Below are 20,492 nucleotides of genomic sequence, written 5' to 3' on the forward strand. Positions count from 1 at the left end.
AGCCTCATCCTTCTCGCGTCACATCGTCGTCAAAGCCGGCGCCGCCGAGCGCCATCTGGATCAAGCTGTCCGCGTCCATCGCGTCGATCGAGTCCTTCTCCTCGGTCTCGTCCGGCGCGGAGGGTTCGCCACGGAAGTCGGCGAGTTCCAGCAGGGTTTCCATCAGTCCGGCGTCACGCAGCCGCGCCGGCGGGATCGACAGCAGGATCCGCCGGATGCGGTCGCCTTCGGAGTCGCCGTCCGGCTCGTCCGCAGGTGCCAGCTCCGACCGCAGGTGGTCGGCGAGAGCGCGCGAGGTCGGGTAGTCGAACATGAGGGTGGCCGGGAGGCGCAGGCCGGTCGCCGTGTTGAGCCGGTTGCGGAGTTCGACCGCGGTGAGCGAGTCGAATCCGAACTCGGAGAACGCCCGGTCGGGACCGATGGCTTCGGGCCCCGCGTAGGACAGCACGGACGCCGCCTGGGCCCGCACCAGATCCAGCAGGAGGGAGTCCTGCTCGACCCGGGACAGCCCGGACAACCGCTGCTGCAGGGTGGTGGATGGGTCGGCATCCGTCACGACGACCCTTCGGGCCGGCACACGGAACAGACCTCGCAACAGCGCGGGCACCTGTCCGCTTCCGGCTCCGAGTGCCGGGAGGTCCAGATGCATCGGCATCATAACCGCGCGGCCGATGCTCTCCGCCAGGTCGAACAACCCCAGACCTTCCTTCGCGGACAGGGGTGCCACCCCCGACCGGGACATGCGGACCCGGTCGTGGTCGGCCAGCTCACCGGCCATGCCGGCCTCGTCGGCCCACAGGCCCCAGGCGAGGGAGGTCGCAGGGAGACCGGCCGCACGACGGTGCTCGGCGAGGGCGTCCAGGAAGCTGTTCGCGGCGGCGTAGTTGGCCTGGCCCGCGTTGCCGAAGACACCGGCCGCCGAGGAGAAGAGGACGAAGGCCGTGAGGTCCAGGTCCTTGGTCAGCTCGTGCAGGTTCCAGGCAGCGACGGCCTTCGGACGAAGGACGGCGTCCAGACGCTCGGGGGTGAGCGACTCCACGACTCCGTCGTCGAGCACACCCGCCGCATGGACGACCGCCGTCACCGGATGCTCGGCCAGAAGCCCGGCCAACGCCTCCCGGTCCGCCACATCACAAGCGACGACGGCCACCTCGGCACCCAACGCAACCAGCCCGTCGCGCAGTTCCGCAGCACCCGGAGCCTCCGGACCACGACGACTCGTCAACACCAGACGACGCACACCATGCGCTGTCACCAGATGACGAGCCACAAGCCCACCCAGACTGCCCGTCGCACCCGTGATCAGCACCGGGCCCTCGCCCCAGACTGCGGCCGTGTCCCCGGCAGCGGTCGCCCGGGTCAGACGGGGCGCATACGCGACACCCTCACGCAGCGCGAACTCCGGCTCGTCCAGGGCGAGGACGGAGGCCAACGCCTCGTACGAGGCATCAGTACCGTCCACGTCCACCAGGACAAACCGCCCGGGGTTCTCCGACTGCGCCGAACGCACCAGACCGCGCACCGCCGCCAGAGCGGGTTCCGTGACCACGTCGTCGCCGTCCACGGCGACGGACCCGGACACCACGACGACCAGGCGCGACTCCGCGAACCGCTCCTCCGCCAGCCACGACCGCACCAGGCCCAGGGCCCGGTGAGCCGCCTCGCGGACGGCGTCCGCGCCGTGCCCCTCGGCCGCGGGAACGGCGGCGAGGACCGTCGTCGGCACCACACCCGCCGACAGCAGAGCCTCCAGCTCCGTGGCGACGGCAACCTTGGCGCCCGTGCGCTCCAGGGCGGCGTGCAGCACTCCCCCATCGGTGTCGAGAACGGCCCGGGAGCCGTCCTCGACGGACCCGGCATCCGGCGCGACCATGCGCCAGTCGACGACGAACATCGACTCGATGTGCTGCGTCCGTCCCGCCAGGGCCAGTTGCCCGGCCGAGACCGGGCGGACCGCCAGCGATCCGACCGACGCCACCGCGGAACCCGCCGCATCGGCGAGCAACAGCGACACCGCCGTACCGCCCGCAGGCGAGACCTTCACCCGCAGCGTCGAAGCGCCCACCGCGAACAGGGCCACGTCCGACCATGCGAACGGCAGGTGTGGGCTTCCCGTCTCCGCGACGAATCCGCCCAGGCCGATGGTGTGGAGCGCGGCGTCGAGGAGGGCCGGGTGCAGGCCGAACGCCCGGGCCTCGACGTCCTCGGGGAGCGAGACCTCGGCGTAAACCTCCTCGCCGAGCCGCCATGCCTTCCGCAGCCCCTGGAACACCGGGCCGTACTCCAGCCCGCCGACGGCGAGACCCTCGTACAGGCCCTCCGTTTCGAGCGGTTCGGCACCGGTCGGCGGCCAGACCGCGAGGTCGAAACCGGCGGCCGGAGCGTCCCCGGCCAGCAGGCCGGTGGCATGCCGCAGCCACGGGGTGTCGGGGCCCGCGTCCTGCGGACGGGCGTGGACGCTCAGGCTGCGCCGGCCCTCCTCGTCGGGGGCCCCTACGGAGACCTGGAGCTGGACGCCGCCCTGCGGGGACAGGACCAGCGGCGCCTCCAGGGTCAGTTCCTCCAGCAGTCCACAGCCGACCCGGTCGGCGGCCACGGCCGCCAGCTCGACGAACGCCGTTCCCGGAACGAGGACCGTGCCGGAGACCGCGTGATCGACCAGCCAGGGGTGGGTGCCGAGCGAAAGGCGGCCCGTGAAGAGGTAGCCGTCCGAATCGGCCAGCGGGACGGCTGCCCCGAGTAGGGGGTGGTCCGCAGCCCCTAGTCCGGCCGAGACCACATCCCCTATCGCCGGGGCGGCCTCGTCCAGCCAGTAGTGCTGGTGCTGGAAGGCGTAGGTGGGCAGGTCGACGCGGCGGGCGTGGTGCGGCGCGAGGAACGCGTGCCAGTCGACTGTGACGCCATGGGTGTGGAGTCGGCCGAGGGCGTCGACGAGGGTGCGCTGTTCGTCGCGGTCCTTGCGCAGAGCGGGAACGAAGATGGCGCTCCGGTCGTCGGACAGGCAGTCCTGGCCCATCGCCGACAGCACGCCGTCCGGACCGAGCTCCAGGAACGTACGAACGCCCTCGGCCTCCAGGTTACGGATGGCGTCGGCGAAGCGGACGGCGTCGCGGACGTGAGCCACCCAGTAGTCGGGAGACGTCACGTCACCGGAGGCGACGATGGGAATCGACGGCTCGGAGAAGGTGAGCTGCGAGACGACCTGACGGAAGTCCTCCAGCATCGGCTCCATCAACGGCGAGTGGAACGCGTGGGACACGCGCAGACGCTTGGTCTTCACACCGTCGGCCGCCAGGGCATCCGCGATCTCCAGGACGGCACTCTCGGCGCCTGAAATCACCATGGAACGCGGGCCGTTGACGGCCGCGATACCGACCTCGGCCTCACGACCGGCGAGCAGCGGCAGCGCCATCTCCTCGGCCGCCTGGACGGCCACCATCGCACCACCGGCCGGCAACGCCTGCATCAGACGCCCACGAGCCGACACGAGGCGTGCCGCATCCGCCAGCGACAGAACACCCGCCACATGCGCAGCGGCAATCTCACCCACGGAATGTCCGGCCAGGAAGTCGGGACGAATGCCCCACGACTCGACCAGACGGAACAGCGCGACCTCGACCGCGAACAACGCAGCCTGCGTGTACTCCGTCCGATCCAGCGCCTCACCATCCCCATCGATCACCTCGACCAGCGACCGCTCCAAGTCCAACTCGGCACACACAGCCTCGAAGGCATCCGCGAACACCGGGAAAGCGGCACGCAGTTCACGCCCCATCCCGATCCGCTGCGCACCCTGCCCCGTGAACAGCACCGCCAGACGGCCATCGGCCGCCACGGTCCCGTTCTCACCGGCGGCGACAGCCTTGAGGGCCGACAGCAGCTCCTCACGGCTCGTACCCGTCACCACCGCGCGGTGCTCCAGCACCGCACGCGACGTCGCCAACGAGAACGCCACGTCCATCGGCGACAGTTCAGGGCGATCGGTGAGGAACTCCCGGAGCCGCTCCGCCTGCTGTGCCAACGCGGCCTCGGACTTCGCCGACAGCACCCATGGCGCCACGCCGCCGTCCGTGTCCCGCACCGGCTCGTCCTCGGCGGCGACCGGAGCCTGCTCAAGAATCACATGCGCGTTGGTGCCGCTGAAGCCGAACGAGGAGACACCGGCCCGACGCGGTCCCGCGGCCTCCGGCCAGGGCGTGGCCTCGGTCAGCAGTTCCACAGCGCCCGCCGACCAGTCGACGTGCGGCGTCGGCTCGTCCACGTGCAGGGTCCGCGGGAGGACACCCTCCCGCATCGCCATGACCATCTTGATGACGCCACCGACACCGGCGGCGGCCTGGGTGTGGCCGATGTTGGACTTCAGGGATCCCAGCCGCAACGGCCGGTCCTCCGGCCGGTCCTGGCCGTAGGTGGCCAGCAGGGCCTGGGCCTCGATCGGGTCACCCAGGCGCGTACCCGTGCCGTGCGCCTCGACGGCGTCGACGTCGGCCGCGGTCAGGCCGGCACTCTCCAGTGCCGCGCGGATGACGCGCTGCTGGGACGGACCGTTGGGCGCCGTCAGACCGTTGCTCGCACCGTCCTGGTTGACGGCACTGCCACGGACGACCGCCAGCACCTGGTGACCGTTGCGCCGCGCGTCCGACAGCCGCTCGACCACGAGCATGCCGACGCCCTCGGACCAGCCGGTCCCGTCCGCCGCCGCGGCGAACGGCTTGCAGCGACCGTCAGCGGACAGGCCGCGCTGACGGCTGAACTCGACGAACGTACTGGGGGCCGACATGACGGTGACACCGCCGGCCAGTGCCATGTCGCACTCGCCGTTGCGCAACGCCTGCGCCGCCAGGTGGAGAGCGACGAGGGAGGACGAGCACGCCGTGTCCACCGTCACCGTCGGGCCCTCCAGCCCGAACGAATAGGCCAGCCGGCCGGACACGACACTGCCCGCGCTGCCCATCCCGACGTAGCCCTCCAGCTCGTCGGGGACGGCCTTCAGACGGAGCGCGTAGTCGTAGTACATGACTCCGGCGAAGACACCGGTCCGGCTCCCGCGCGCCGAGGCCGGGTCGATGCCCGCCCGCTCGAACGCCTCCCAGGTGGTCTCCAGCAGCAGACGCTGCTGCGGGTCCATGGCGACGGCCTCACGCGGCGACACCCCGAAGAACTCCGGGTCGAAGTCCGCCGCCCGGTGCAGGAAGCCGCCTTCGCGGGTGTAGGAGGTGCCGTGGTGGTCGGGGTCCGGGTGGTAGAGGGCGTCCAGGTCCCAGCCGCGGTCGGTGGGGAACGCGGAGATCGCGTCGCCCTCCCCTGCGACCAGACGCCACAGGTCCTCCGGGGAGGCGATGCCGCCGGGGTAGCGGCAGGCCATGCCCACGATCGCGATCGGCTCGTCGTCCGCCGGGCCGACGACCGGCCGGGCCGGGGTGCTCAACGCGGGCCGTACGCCGGAGAGTTCCTCGCGGAGGAACGCCAGCAGCGCCGCGGGGGTCGGGTAGTCGAAGACCAAGGTGGCGGGCAGGCGTACGCCCGTCTCGCTGCTCAGGCGGTTGCGCAGTTCCAGTGCCGTCAGCGAGTCGAAGCCCAGCTCGCTGAACGCCCTGCCGAGCTCCACCGCGCCCGAGGCGGCGTATCCCAACGCTCCGGCCACCTGCGCCCGTACCAGGTCCACGAGGGCCCGTTCGCGCTCGGCCTCGGCGAGGCCGGTGAAGCGTCCCTTCCAGGAGCCCGCCGCCTCGGTCGCGCCGGTGGCGGCGGTACGGCGCTGCGGGCCTCGCACGAGGCGGCGCAGCAGCGCGGGGACCGGGCCGTCCGAGGCGAACCGCGCGGTGAGGTCGAGGTGTACGGGGACGAACAGCGCCTCGTCGGAGCGGACGGTGGCCGCGTCGAAGAGCCGCAGCCCCTCGTCGGCCGCCAGCCCGCGCGATCCGGCCCGCTCCAGACGGTCCTGTTCCGCCGCGCCCAACTCACCGGCCATACCGGCGCCGTCGGCCCACAGACCCCAGGCGAGGGAGGTCGCGGGAAGACCGGCGGCGCGGCGGTAGTGGGCGAGTGCATCCAAGTAGGCGTTTGCGGCGGCGTAGTTGGCCTGGCCCGCGTTGCCGAAGACACCGGCCGCCGAGGAGAAGAGGACGAAGGCCGTGAGGTCCAGGTCCTTGGTCAGCTCGTGCAGGTTCCAGGCAGCGACGGCCTTCGGACGCAGGACGGCGTCCAGACGCTCGGGGGTGAGCGACTCCACCACACCGTCGTCCAGCACACCCGCCGCATGGACGACCGCCGACACCGGATGCCCGGCCAGAAGCCCGGCCAACGCCTCCCGGTCCGCCACATCACAAGCGACGACGGCCACCTCGGCACCCAACGCAACCAATTCGCCGCGCAGTTCCGCAGCACCCGGAGCCTCCGGACCACGACGACTCGTCAACACCAGACGACGCACACCATGCGCTGTCACCAGATGACGAGCCACAAGCCCACCCAGACTGCCCGTCGCACCCGTGACCAGAACCGGACCCTCACCCCAGACCAGGGCGGTATCCACGGAAGCAGCCGCCCGGGCCAGACGAGGCGCATACGCGACACCCTCACGCAGCGCGAACTCCGGCTCATCCACAGCAAGAGCAGAGGACAGCACCTCGTACGAAGCATCGGCCCCGTCCACATCCACCAGGACAAACCGCCCAGGGTTCTCCGACTGCGCCGAACGCACCAGACCGCGCACCGCGGCCGCGGCAGGCTCCGTGACCGCATCGCCCACACCCACTGCGCCGTGCGTCACCATGACCAGACGCGATTCCGCGAACCGCTCCTCCGCCAGCCACGACTGCACCAGGGCCAGCGCCTCGTGCGCCGCCTCCCGGACATCGGACCCGACCGACAGGAAGGCGAACACCGCATCCGCCGACTCCACGGACGCCACATCGGCGTGGACCACGAAACGATCCGCCGACCCGGCGGGCACCGCACCCACCGCCGCCCACGTACCGTCCACGGCGGAGACGGGCACCACCGGCCAGTCGACGCGGTACAGCGACTCCGTGCCCCTCGAAGCCTCCAACTCGTCGGTGGACACGGGCCGCGATGCCAGCGAGCCCACCGAGGCGACCGGCTCGCCCGCCGCGTCGGCGAAGACCAGGGACGCCGCACCGGACTCCAAGGTCGTCATCCGCACCCGCAGGCCGGACGCGCCCACCGCATGGAGCACGACGTCGTCGAACGCGAACGGAAGCTCGGGGCCGGACTCCGCGGCCTCTCCCCTGCTCAGGCCGATGAGGTGCAGCGCGGCGTCGAACAGCGCCGGGTGCAGGCCGAACTCCTTCGCGTCGGCACCCTCGGGCAGGGCGACCTCGGCGTAGAACTCCCCATCGAGCCGCCAGGCGTTGCGCAGTCCCTGGAAGACCGGTCCGTAGTCCAGTCCACCGGCCGCGAGCCCCTCGTACAGGCCCTCCGTGTCGACCGGCTCGGCACCGGCCGGCGGCCACACCGAGAGGTCGACGGCGGTGTCGGCTCCCCGGCCTGGAGCGAGCAGACCGGAGGCGTGGCGAGTCCACGGTTCGTCGGACGGGGCGTCCTCGGAGCGCGAGAACACATACAGCGCCCGGCGGCCGGACTCGTCGGCCTCTTCCACGGAGACGCGCAGTTGAACGCCACCGCGCTCGGGGAGGACCAGCGGGACCTCCAGCGCCAGCTCCTCCAGGAGGCCGCAGTTCGCCTGGTCACCGGCGCGCATGGCCAGTTCGACGAAGGCCGTGCCCGGCAGGAGCACCATGCCGCCCACGGCGTGGTCCGCCAGCCAGGGGTGCGTGCTCAGCGACAACCGGCCGGTGAACAGGAACCCGTCGGAACCGGGCAGTGCCACCGCAGCGCCCAGCAGCGGGTGATCCGCCGCTCCCAGACCCGCCGAGGCCATGTCCCCGGGACGGGATCCGGTCGGCTGCAGCCAGTAGCGTTCGCGCTGGAAGGCGTAGGTGGGCAGGTCGACGCGGCGGGCGCCGCTCGGTGCGAAGAACGTCTGCCAGTCGACCGTGACACCGCGGGTGTGGAGCCGGCCGAGAGCGTCGACGGCCGAGCGCTCCTCGTCGCGGCCCTTGCGCAGGACCGGGACGAAGACGGCGCTCTGCTCGTCGGCCAGGCAGTCCTGGCCCATCGCCGACAGCACGGCGTCCGGGCCGAGTTCAAGGAACGTACGAACGCCACGACTCTCCAGGTCACGGATCCCGTCCGCGAAACGGACCGCATCGCGGACATGAGACACCCAGTAGTCAGGAGACGTCACGTCACCGGAGGCCACGACCGGGATGGACGGCGCGGAGAAGGTGAGCCGGGAGACGACCTGACGGAAGTCCTCCAGCATCGGCTCCATCAACGGCGAGTGGAACGCGTGCGAAACCCGCAGACGCTTCGTCTTCACACCATCCGCCGCCAGAGCGTCCACGATCTCCAGGACAGTCGACTCGACGCCCGAAATCACCACGGAAAGCGGGCCATTGACGGCAGCGATACCGACCTCATCCTCACGACCGGCCAGCAGCGGCAGCACCGTCCCCTCGTCGGCCTGGACGGACACCATCGCCCCACCGGCCGGCAACGCCTGCATCAGACGCCCACGAGCCAACACGAGGCGTGCCGCATCAGCCAGCGACAGAACACCCGCCACATGCGCAGCGGCAATCTCACCCACGGAGTGCCCGGCCAGGAAGTCCGGACGAACACCCCACGACTCGATCAGACGGAACAGCGCAACCTCGACCGCGAACAACGCAGCCTGCGTGTACTCCGTACGGTCCAGCGCCTCACCATCCCCATCGATCACCTCGACCAGCGACCGCTCCAGATCCAGCTCGGTACACACGGCACCGAACGCCTCCGCGAACACCGGGAACGCAGCACGCAATTCACGCCCCATACCAACCCTCTGCGCACCCTGCCCCGTGAACAGCACCGCCAGCTTCCCGCCCACGGCCTCACCGCTCGCCGGCGTCGCGAGTCCGGCCAGCAGTTCTTCGCGGCCGGTACCGACGACCACCGCGCGGTGTTCCATCGCCACGCGCGATGTCGCCAGCGAGAACGCCACGTCCACCGGCGACAGTTCAGGATGCTCGGCAACGAACTCCCGGAGCCGCTCCGCCTGCTGTTCCAGTGCAGCAGGAGACTTCGCCGACAGCACCCACGGCACCGCGCCGGGAGCATCGTGCACCGCCGCCCCGTCCTCGTCGACGGCAGGCGCCTGCTCCAGGATCACGTGCGCGTTCGTCCCGCTGAAGCCGAACGACGACACCGCGGCGCGCCGCGGCCGGTCCTCGGCCTCCGGCCAGGCCACCGCCTCGGTCAGCAACTCCACAGCGCCCGCCGACCAGTCCACGTGCGGCGTCGGCTCGTCCACGTGCAGCGTCTGCGGCAGGACGCCCTCCCGCATGGCCAGCACCATCTTGATGATGCCCGCGACGCCCGAAGCGGCTTGGGTGTGGCCGATGTTGGACTTGAGGGAGCCCAGCCACAGGGGCCGGTCGTCGGGCCTGTTGCGGCCGTAGGTGGCCAGCAGGGCCTGGGCCTCGATGGGGTCACCGAGGCGCGTGCCCGTGCCGTGCGCCTCGACGGCGTCGACGTCGGCGGTGCCCAGACCGGCGCTCTCCAGCGCCGCGCGGATGACGCGCTGCTGGGACGGACCGTTGGGCGCCGTCAGACCGTTGCTCGCACCGTCCTGGTTGACGGCCGATCCCCGTACCACGGCCAGCACTTGGTGACCGTTGCGCCGCGCGTCCGACAGCCGCTCGACGAGCAGGAGGCTGACGCCCTCGGCCCAGGCGGTGCCGTCCGCCGCGCCGGCGAAGGCCTTGCAGCGGCCGTCGGGGGCCAGGCCGCGCTGGCGCGCGAAGTCGACGAAGGTGTCCGGCTTGGCCATGACGGTCACGCCGCCGGCCAGCGCCATCTCGCACTCGCCGCTGCGCAGCGCCTGGATGGCGAGGTGCAGGGCGACCAGCGACGAGGAGCACGCCGTGTCCACCGTCACCGCCGGGCCCTCCAGCCCGAAGGTGTAGGCGATGCGGCCGGAGGCGATGCTGTTGGAGTTGCCGGTGACGAGGTAGCCCTCGACCTCTCCGGGCAGGGCGGCCGTGTGGGAGCCGTAGTCGTGGTAGCTGACGCCGGCGAACACGCCGGCCTTGCTGCCCTTGAGAGAGGACGGGTCGATGCCGGCGCGTTCGAAGACCTCCCAGGCGGCTTCGAGCAGGAGCCGCTGCTGGGGGTCGGTGGCGAGGGCCTCGCGCGGCGAGATGCCGAAGAAGGCCGGGTCGAAGCCGGCGACGTCGTGGAGGAAGCCGCCTTCCTTCGTGTAGCTGGTGCCCGGGCGGTCCGGGTCGGGGTCGTAGAGCGCGTCCAGGTCCCAGCCGCGGTCCGCGGGGAAGCCGGAGATGGCGTCGCCGCCGTCGGCGAGCAGGCGCCACAGCTCTTCGGGGGAGGCGATGCCGCCGGGGAAGCGGCAGGCCATGCCGACGATGGCGATGGGCTCGTCGGCGGGGGCCGCGGCCCGGGCCGGGCCGTTGATGGCGAACTGTGCCTGTGCGCCGAGGAGTTCGCCGCGCAGGAACTCCACCAGGGCGGTCGGGTTGGGGTAGTCGAAGACGAGGGTCGCGTGGAGCCGCAGGCCGGTGGCGCCGTTGAGGCGGTTGCGGAGTTCGACGGCGGTCAGCGAGTCGAAGCCGAGTTCCTTGAAGGCGCGGTCGCCGTCGACGGAGTCGGCGCCGGTGTGGCCGAGGACGGCCGCGACATGGGTGCGGACCAGGTCGAGCAGGGTCTGCGCCTGTTCTGCGGGGGCGAGGCCGGCGAGGCGCTGGGCGAGGCCCTCGGCGGAGCCGGCGCCCGGCTGGACGACGCGGCGGCCGGGGCTCTGGACGAGGCCGCGCAGGAGGGCGGGCACGCCTTCGGCGTCGGCCCGGAGCCCGGCGATGTCCAGGTGCAGGGAGACGAGTGCGGGCCGGGCGAGGCCGACGGCGGTGTCGAGGAGGCCCAGGCCCTCGGCGGTGGTCATGCCGGTGAGGCCGGAGCGGGTCATGCGCCCGCGGTCGATCTCGGCGAGGGCGCCGGTCATGCCGCTGGCCTCGGCCCACAGGCCCCAGGCCACGGAGGTGGCGGGCAGGCCGGCGCGGCGGCGGTGCTGGGCGAGGGCGTCCAGGTAGGCGTTGGCGGCGGCGTAGTTGGCCTGGCCGGCGGCGCCGAAGACGCCGGCGACGGAGGAGAAGAGGACGAAGGCGGCCAGGTCGAGGCCGCGGGTGAGGTCGTGGAGGTGCCGGGCGGCGTCGACCTTCGGGCGGAGCACGGCGTCGAGGCGGTCGGCGGTGAGGGCGCCGACGACGCCGTCGTCCAGGACGCCGGCGGTGTGCACGACGGCGGTGAGGGGGTGCTCGTCCGGGACGGCGGCCAGCAGTGCGGCCAGGGCTTCGCGATCGGCGGCGTCACAGGCGGCGAGTGTCACCTCGGCGCCCAACGCGGTCAGCTCGTCGCGGAGTTCGGCCGCACCGGGTGCGTCGGGGCCGCGGCGGCTGGTGAGCAGCAGGTGGCGGGCGCCGTGCTCGGTGACGAGGTGGCGGGCGAGGCGGCCGCCGAGGGTGCCGGTGGCGCCGGTGACGAGGACGGTGCCGTCGGGGTCGAGGGCGGTGGGCAGGGTCAGGGCGACCTTGCCGATGTTGCGGCCCTGGCCGAGGTGGCGGAAGGCGTCGGGGGCGCGGTGCACGTCCCAGGCGGTGACGGGCAGCGGTCGCAGGGCGCCCGTCTCGAAGAGGGCGAGGAGTTCGGCGAGGATCTCGCGGATGCGGTCGGGTCCGGCCTCGATGATGTCGAAGTTGCGGTAGTGGACGCCGGGGTGCAGCGCGGCGACCTCGTCGGGGTCGCGGATGTCGGTCTTGCCCATCTCGGCGAAGCGGCCGCCGTGGGGCAGCAGGCGCAGCGAGGCGTCGACGAACTCGCGGGCGAGGGAGTCGAGAACGACGTCCATGCCCTGGCCGTCCGTCGCGGCCAGGAACTCCTGCTCGAAGTCGAGGGTGCGGGAGTTGGCGATGTGGGCGTCGTCGAGTCCGGCGGCGCGGAGGGTGTCCCACTTGGTCTCGCTGGCGGTGCCGAAGGTCTCGGCGCCTATGTGGCGGGCGAGTTGGACGGCCGCGGAGCCGACGCCGCCGGCGGCGGCGTGGACGAGGACGCGTTCCCCGGCGCGGAGCCCGCCGATGTCGAAGAGGCCGTAGTAGGCGGTGAGGAAGGCGATGGGGACGGTGGCGGCCTGGGCGTGGGTCCAGCCCCGCGGCATGGGGACGACGAGGCGCCGGTCGGCGACGGACAGGGGGCTGAAGGCGCCGGAGAGCAGGCCCATGACGTGGTCGCCGACGGCCAGGTCGGTGACGTCGGGGGCGGTCTCGACGACGACGCCGGCGCCTTCGAGGCCCAGGAAGCCGGACTTGCCGGGGTACATGCCGAGGGTGTTGAGGACGTCGCGGAAGTTGAGGCCGGCGGCGCGGACGGCGATGCGCACCTGTCCGGGCTCCAGGGGGGCGGCGGCTTCCGGGTGGGCGGTCAGGTGGAGGTTCTCCAGGGTGCCGCGGTCGACGATCTCCAGGCGCCAGGGGTCGGTGCCGGGCGGCGGGACGAGTCCGCCGTCGGCGGTGACCCGGCCGAGGCGGGGGACGAGGGCGGTGCCGGTGCGCAGGGCGAGTTGGGGTTCGTCCGTGGCGAGGGCCGTGCCGAGGGCGGCGGGCAGGGCGCGGTGGGACGCGTCGTCCCCGTCGAGGTCGAGGAGGAGGAAGCGGCCGGGGTTCTCGGTCTGGGCGGAGCGGACCAGGCCCCAGACGGCGGCGAGGCCGGGGTCGGCGAGGTCCTCGCCGTCGCGGGCGGCGACGGCGCCGTGGGTGACGAGCACGAGCCGGGAGTTCTCGAAGCGCTCGTCGGCCAGCCAGTCCTGGACGGCGGCCAGGACGCGGCGGACCTCGGCGCGCACCTGTTCCGGGGCGGGGCCTTCGGTGGCGCAGGGAAGGAGGACGGCGTCGGGCATCTGTGTGCCGGCGGCGAGCGCGGCGAGGCCGTCGTGAACGGCGGGCCGTGCCGGGCCGTCGCCCAGGACGCGGGCGAGCCGTGGGGCGAGGTCGCCCTGTGCGGCGAGGAGGGCGACGGCGGGGGCGGCCGGGCCGGTGACGGCGGGGGCCGGGATCCAGTCGATCTGGAACAGCGAGTCGAGGTAGGCGCCGGTGCCGGCGGTGGTGAGCTGTTCCGCCGAGACCGGGCGCATCGCCAGGGAGGTCACGGAGGCCACGGAGGCGCCGGTGGCGTCGGCGATCTCCAGGGACATGGCGTCGGCGCCGGCGGGGGTGGCCCTGACGCGCAGGGCCGCGGCGCCGGTGGCGTGGAGGGAGATGCCGTTCCAGACGAACGGCAGCCAGGGCTGTCCGGTGTCCTCGACGAAGCCGCCGAGACCCACCGCGTGCAGGGCCGCGTCAAGCAGGGCCGGGTGGACCCCGTAGCGGGCGGCCTCCTCGGCGGCCTCCTCGGGGAGCGCGACCTCGGCGTACACCTCGTCGCCGCGCCGCCAGGCGGCGCGCAGACCGCGGAAGAGGGGGCCGTAGGTGACGCCGTTGGCGGCGAAGCCGTCGTAGAGGCCGGTGAGATCGACGGGTTCGGCGCCCGCGGGGGGCCAGGCGCGCAGGTCGGTGGAGGCGGCGCGGCCGGTGGTGGTGAGGACGCCGGTGGCGTGGCGGGTCCACGGCTCGTCCTCGGGGGCGTCCTCGGCGCGGGAGTACAGGCCGAGGGTGCGGCGGCCGGAGTCGTCGGGGCCGGTGACGGAGACGCGCAGCTGGACGCCGCCGCCCGGGGGCATGACGAGGGGGGTCTCCAGCGTCAGTTCCTCGACGCCGGCGCAGCCGGCCTCGTCGCCCGCGCGGACGGCGAGTTCGAGCAGGGCGGTGCCGGGGACGACGACGGAGCCGAGCACGACGTGGTCGGCGAGCCAGGGGTGGGTCTGCACGGAGAGGCGGGCCGTGAGGAGGTGCCCCTCGGGCAGGGCCACGACGGCGCCGAGCAGCGGGTGGTGGGCGGGGCCGAGGCCGAGGGCGCCCGCGTCGCCGGCGGAGCCGGTGGCCCGGAGCCAGAAGCTGTCGTGCTGGAAGGCGTAGGTGGGCAGGTCGACATGGCGGGCCGGGCGGCCGGCGAGGACGGCGGCCCAGTCGGGGCCGGTGCCGCGGGTGTGCAGTGCGGCGAGGGCCGCGAGGAGGGCCGGGGCCTCGGGGCGGTCCTTGCGGAGGGCGGGCACCAGGGCGGTGGTGTCGTCGTCGAGGCAGGCCTGTCCCATGGCGGAGAGCGTGCCGTCGGGGCCGAGTTCGAGGCAGGTGCGGACGCCTTCGGCGTGCAGGGTGCGGATGCCGTCGGCGAAGCGGACGGCCTCGCGGACGTGGCGCACCCAGTAGTCGGGGGAGGTCAGTTCGCCGGTGGTGGCGAGGGTGCCGGTGACGTTGGAGACGAGGGAGAGGGCGGGGGCGTGGAAGGAGAGGCCGGAGACGACGGCGCGGAACTCCTCCAGCATCGGTTCCATCAGCGGCGAGTGGAAGGCGTGGGAGACGCGCAGGCGCTTGGTCTTCACGCCCCGGTCGGCGAGGGTTCCGGCGATCTCCAGGACGGCGGTCTCGGTGCCCGAGATCACCACGGCCTCCGGGCCGTTGACGGCGGCGATGCCGGCCTCGTCCTCCCGGCCCGCGAGGAGCGGCAGGACCGTCTCCTCGTCGGCCTGGACGGAGACCATCGCGCCTCCGGCGGGCAGGGCCTGCATCAACCGGCCGCGGGCTGCGACCAGTTGTGCCGCGTCGGCGAGGGAGAGGACTCCGGCGGCGTGGGCGGCCGCGATCTCGCCGACGGAGTGTCCGGCGAGGAAGTCGGGGGTGATGCCCCAGGATTCGACGAGCCGGAAGAGGGCCACCTCGACGGCGAAGAGGGCGGCCTGGGTGTAGGCGGTCTCGTGGACGAGGTCGCTGTCCAGCGCTTCGGCGAGCGGCCGGTCGAGGTGCCGGTCGAGTTCGGCGCAGGCCGCGTCGAAGGCGGCGGCGAAGACCGGGTGGGCCGTGTGGAGTTCGCGTCCCATGCCGGGGCGCTGGGCGCCCTGGCCGGTGAACAGGAAGGCCAGCAGCCCGTCGGAGACCCGGCCGCGTACGGTGCCGGCGGCGGGTTCCCCGGCGGCCACGGCGGCGAGCCCGGCGAGGAGTTGGCCCCGGTCGGTGCCGGTGACGACGGCGCGGTGCTCCAGGGCGGCGCGCGTGGTGGCGAGGGCGTGGGCGATGTCGTGCGCGTCGTGCCCGGGCCGCTCGGCGAGGTGGGCGTGGAGGCGTGCGGCCTGGGCGCGCAGGGCGGGTTCGGTCCGGGCGGAGAGCACCCAGGGCGGAGCGGTGCCGTCGGCCGCCCCGGTGCCGCCCTCGGGGGCGGCGGACTCGGGAGCGGCAGGCTCGGGAGCGGCAGGCTCGGGAGCGGCAGGCTCGGGAGCGGCAGGCTCGGGGGCCTGCTCGATGATGGTGTGGGCGTTGGTGCCGCTGACGCCGAAGGAGGAGACGGCGGCGCGGCGGGGCTCGCCGGTCTCGGGCCAGGGCATGGCCTCGGTCAGCAGCTCCACGGCGCCGGAGGACCAGTCGACGTGCGGGGTCGGCTCGTCGATGTGCAGGGAGCGGGGCAGGACGCCCTCGCGCATCGCCATGACCATCTTGATGACGCCGGCGACACCGGCGGCGGACTGGGCGTGGCCGATGTTGGACTTGATGGAGCCCAGGCGCAGCGGACGGCCGTCGGGGCGGTTTCGGCCGTAGGTGGCGAGGAGGGCCTGGGCCTCGATGGGGTCGCCGAGGGTGGTGCCGGTGCCGTGGGCCTCGACGGCGTCGACCTGTCCGGCGGTGAGGCCGGAGGCGGCGAGGGCTTCGCGGATGACGCGCTGCTGGGCGGGGCCGTTGGGGGCGGTCAGGCCGTTGCTGGCACCGTCCTGGTTGACGGCCGAGCCGCGGACGACGGCGAGGACCTGGTGGCCGTTCTTCCGGGCGTCGGAGAGGCGCTCGACGAGGAGCATGCCGACGCCCTCGGCCCAGCCGGTGCCGTCGGCGGCGGCGGCGAACGGCTTGCAGCGGCCGTCGGCGGACAGGCCGCGCTGCCGGCTGAACTCGACGAAGACCAGCGGTGAGGCCATGACGGAGACGCCGCCGGCGATGGCCATCGAGCACTCGCCGTTGCGCAGGGCCTGCACGGCGAGATGCAGGGCGACGAGGGAGGAGGAGCAGGCGGTGTCGACGGTGACCGCCGGGCCCTCCAGGCCGAGGGTGTAGGCGATGCGGCCGGAGAGGACGGCCCCGGAGCCGCCGGTGAGGAGGAGCCCTTCGAGCTCGTCGGGCGTCTCGACGACGTCGGAGGCGTAGCCGGAGGTGGAGGCGCCGACGAAGACGCCGGCCTTGCTGCCCTTGAGGGAGGACGGGTCGATGCCGGCGCGTTCGAGGAGTTCCCAGGCGGTCTCCAGGAGCAGGCGCTGCTGGGGGTCGGTGGCGAGGGCCTCGCGGGGCGAGATGCCGAAGAAGCCTGCGTCGAAGCGGTCGGCGTCGTGCAGGAAGCCGCCGTGCCGGGTGTAGGCGGTCCCGGCGTGCTCCGGGTCGGGGTCGTACAGGCCCTCCAGGTCCCAGCCGCGCTCGGTGGGGAACCCGGAGACGGCGTCGGTGCCGTCGGCGACGAGCCGCCACAGCTCGTCGGGGGAGGTGACCCCGCCCGGGTAGCGGCAGCTCATCCCGACGATGGCGATCGGCTCCTGGTCCCCCGCCTCCAGTTCGCGAAGGCGCTGCCGGGTCTCGTGCAGGTCCGCCGTTACCCACTTGAGGTAATCCCGGAGCTTGTCTTCATTCATGATGCGAGCCTTGCCTGTGCGAATGGGTTCACGAAGTGTTGTGCCGGGGCCTGGCCCCGGGCCCCGGCCCTCAGTCCCCGGGCGCGCCGAAATGTGCCTGGTCCGGCGGAATTTATGGCCGGACCAGGCGGGAGATCAAGACATTCAGGTCGAATTGAGGGGGGTCGTAGGGGCTCCCCGGACTTCCGGGAGGGACGGCGTTAGGGGAGCCCCCGACACGGTCTAGGAACGCCCCAGTTCCTCGTTGATGAAGGCGAACAGTTCGTCGTCCGAGGCGCTTTCCAGTTGTTCCCGCGGGCTGGTGGCGGCGGTGGTGGCGGTGGCGTCCGGACGGTTGATCCGGGCGAGGATCGTCTGGAGTCGCGAGGAGACCATCGCGAGGGTCCCGTCGTCCGAGGACTGCGAGAGCACCGCGAATTCCAGCGCGTCGATCCGGGCGGACAGCGTGTCCCGTCCGCCGCCGCCCCCGCCGCCTTCGGTGAATTCGCCGTCCAGGAAGGCGGCGAGCTCCTTGGGCGTGGGGTGGTCGAAGACCAGGGTGGCGGGCAGCTGGAGTCCGGTGGCCTCGCCGATGCGGTTGCGCAGGGCGACCGCGGTGAGCGAGTCGAAGCCCAGCTCCTTGAACGCCTGCCCGGCGCCCACCGATTCGGCCCCGGCGTGCCCGAGGACGGCGGCGGTGTGCCCGCGGACCAGGTCCAGCAGGGCCCGGGTGCGCTCGGCACCGGTCATCCCGGCGAGCTTCCCGCCGAGGCCCGGGTCCGCCTCGTCGGCACCGGCGGTCAGCACCACCCGGCCGCCGCCCGGGGCGTCGTCCGCGACCCGCTCGGGCCAGATCCGCTGCCGGCGGAAGGCGTAGGTCGGCAGGTCGACGCGGCGGCGGGCGCAGTCGCCGAGGACGGCGTCCCAGTCCGGGGTCACGCCGCGCACCTGCACCTCGGCGAGGGAGGTCAGGAACTGGCGGAGGCCCCCGAGGTCCCGGCGGAGGGTGCCGGCGACGGCGACCGGCTCGTCGCCCGCCGCCTCGGCCGTCTCCCGCAGCGGGACGGTCAGGACGGGGTGCGGGCTGACCTCGACGAAGCAGCGGAAGCCCTGCTCGGTCAAGGACCGTACGGCGCCCTCCAGTTCGACGGTCCGGCGCAGGTTTCGGTACCAGTAGTCGGCGTCGGTCGCGGCGTCCGTGAGCCACTCCCCCGTCACCGTCGAGAAGAACGGCACCTCCGGCTTGAGCGGCACGACAGGGGCCAGGACGTCCAGGATCGTCTCCCGGATCTCCTCCACGACGGCGGAGTGCGAGGCGTAGTCCACGGGGATGCGACGGGCACGGATGTCCTCGGTCTCGCAGTGGGCCATCAGCTCGTCCAGAGCCGCCACTTCACCGGAGACGACCACCGAGGTCGGGCCGTTCACCGCCGCCACGGATACCCGGCCGTCCCAGCGGGCGATCAGTTCACGCACACCGTCCACCGGCAGCGGAACCGACACCATCCCGCCCCGGCCCGCGATCTCCAACAACGCCCGCGAACGCAACGCCACCACGCGCGCACCGTCTTCGAGCGACAGCGCACCCGACACCACGGCAGCGGCGATCTCACCCTGCGAGTGCCCCACCACCGCCGAGGGCCGCACACCGTACGAACGCCACACCTCGGCCAGTGACACCATCACCGCCCACAACACCGGCTGCACCACATCCACCCGATCCAGCCCCGGCGCACCCTCCGCACCACGGAGAACACCGGTGAGAGACCAGTCGGTGAAGGCGGAGAGGGCCTTCTCGCACTCCGTCATCCGTGCCGCGAACGCCGGTGCCGTGTCGAGGAGTTCCTGTGCCATGCCGGCCCACTGCGACCCCTGTCCGGGAAAGACGAACGCCGTCTTGCCGGGGCCGTGGGCGACGCCTTCGACGACGTTCGCCGCGGGCTCGCCCGCCGCGAGGGCGGCCAACCCCGCCAGCAGTTCGCCACGGTCGCCACCGAGGACGACGGCCCGATGACCGAAGGCGGAACGGGCGGTCACCAGCGAGTGCGCGATGTCCACCGGCGCCACGTCCGGCCGGGCCTCGACGTGAGCCCTGAGGCGGGCGGCCTGCTCCCGCAGGGCGGTGTCGTGCTTCGCCGACAGCGCCCACGGCAGCACGGCGGGCGCCGCGCCGACGCCGGTCGCACCGTTCTCCGGCCCGCCGCCCTCCGGCCCGTCGTCCCCGGGCTCCGGGGCCTGCTCGACGATCACATGGGAGTTGGTGCCGCTGACACCGAAGGAGGAGACGGCGGCCCGCCGGGGCCGTCCGGTCCCCGGCCACTCCCGGCTCTCCGTCAGCAACTCGACGCCGCCGGACGACCAGTCGACGTGCGGCGTCGGCTCGTCGATGTGCAGGGAGCGGGGCAGGACGCCCTCGCGCATCGCCATGACCATCTTGATGACGCCGGCGACACCGGCCGCCGCCTGGGTGTGCCCGATGTTGGACTTGACCGAACCCAGGTACAGCGGCCGTCCGTCGGCACGCTCGCGCCCATAAGTGGCCAGCAGGGCCTGCGCCTCGATCGGGTCGCCCAGCGTCGTGCCCGTACCGTGCGCCTCCACCGCGTCGACCTCGTCGGCCGCGACGCGGGCGTTGGCGAGCGCGGCACGGATGACGCGCTGCTGGGACGGGCCGTTGGGGGCGGTCAGGCCGTTGCTCGCACCGTCCTGGTTGACGGCCGAGCCACGGACGACGGCGAGGACCTGATGGCCGTTCTTCCGGGCGTCCGACAGCCGCTCGACGAGCAGCATGCCCACGCCCTCGCCCCACCCCGTGCCGTCCGCCGCGGCCGCGAACGCCTTGCACCGGCCGTCGGCCGACAGGCCCCGCTGCCGGGCGAAGTCGATGAACGCGTTGGGCGTGGCCATCACGGTCACACCGCCCGCCAGGGCGAGCGAGCACTCACGGCTGCGCAGCGCCTGCACAGCCAGGTGCAGGGCGACCAGGGACGACGAGCACGCCGTGTCCACGGTCACCGCCGGGCCCTCCAGCCCGAAGGTGTAGGACAGCCGGCCGGAGGCGACGCTGGCCGCGCTGCCCGTGCCCAGGTGGCCCTCCAGCTCTTCGGCGCCGGTCAGCAGCAGCGAGCCGTAGTCCTGGCCGTTGGAGCCGACGAACACACCGGCCTGCTCGCCCTTGAGGGAGGCGGGGTCGATGCCCGCCCGCTCGAAGACCTCCCACGAGGTCTCCAGCAGCAGGCGCTGCTGCGGGTCCATCGCCAGCGCCTCGCGCGGCGAGATCCCGAAGAACGCCGGGTCGAACTCCGTTGCGCCGCTCAGGAATCCGCCGTCGCGCGCATAGCTCGTACCGGGCTTGTCGGGGTCCGGGTCGTAGAGCCCCTCCAGGTCCCAGCCCCGGTCGTCGGGGAACGGGCCAATGGCGTCGGCGCCGTCGGCCAGGAGCCGCCACAGGTCCTCCGGGGAGCGGACGCCGCCGGGAAAGCGGCACGCCATTCCCACGACGGCGACGGGCTCCTGCTGCTCCGCCTCGATGTCGCGCAGCCTTCGGTGGGCCTGACGCAGTTCGTTGGTGACCCACTTCAGGTTCTCGAGCAGCTTTTCTTCATTCGCCATGGGAAATCAGCCCTTT

The 20,492-nt window shown here is 73.1% G+C and carries 1 protein-coding gene and 1 pseudogene; both read right to left on the reverse strand.

What is annotated here, in order from left to right; translation table 11 throughout:
- Nucleotides 1-4: 4 nt before the first annotated feature.
- Nucleotides 5-16,885: an SDR family NAD(P)-dependent oxidoreductase gene (locus AB8735_RS05695; RefSeq protein ID WP_372405744.1), complete on the reverse strand. Its 16,881-nt coding sequence runs from the start codon at nucleotides 16,883-16,885 to the stop codon at nucleotides 5-7.
- Between the two features lie 222 nt (nucleotides 16,886-17,107).
- Nucleotides 17,108-20,434 (reverse strand): annotated as a pseudogene (locus AB8735_RS05700) (type I polyketide synthase); the annotation flags it as partial.
- Between the last annotated feature and the right edge of the window lie 58 nt (nucleotides 20,435-20,492).

The organism is Streptomyces luteireticuli (genome assembly GCF_041519305.1).
GTDB lineage: Bacteria > Actinomycetota > Actinomycetes > Streptomycetales > Streptomycetaceae > Streptomyces > Streptomyces luteireticuli.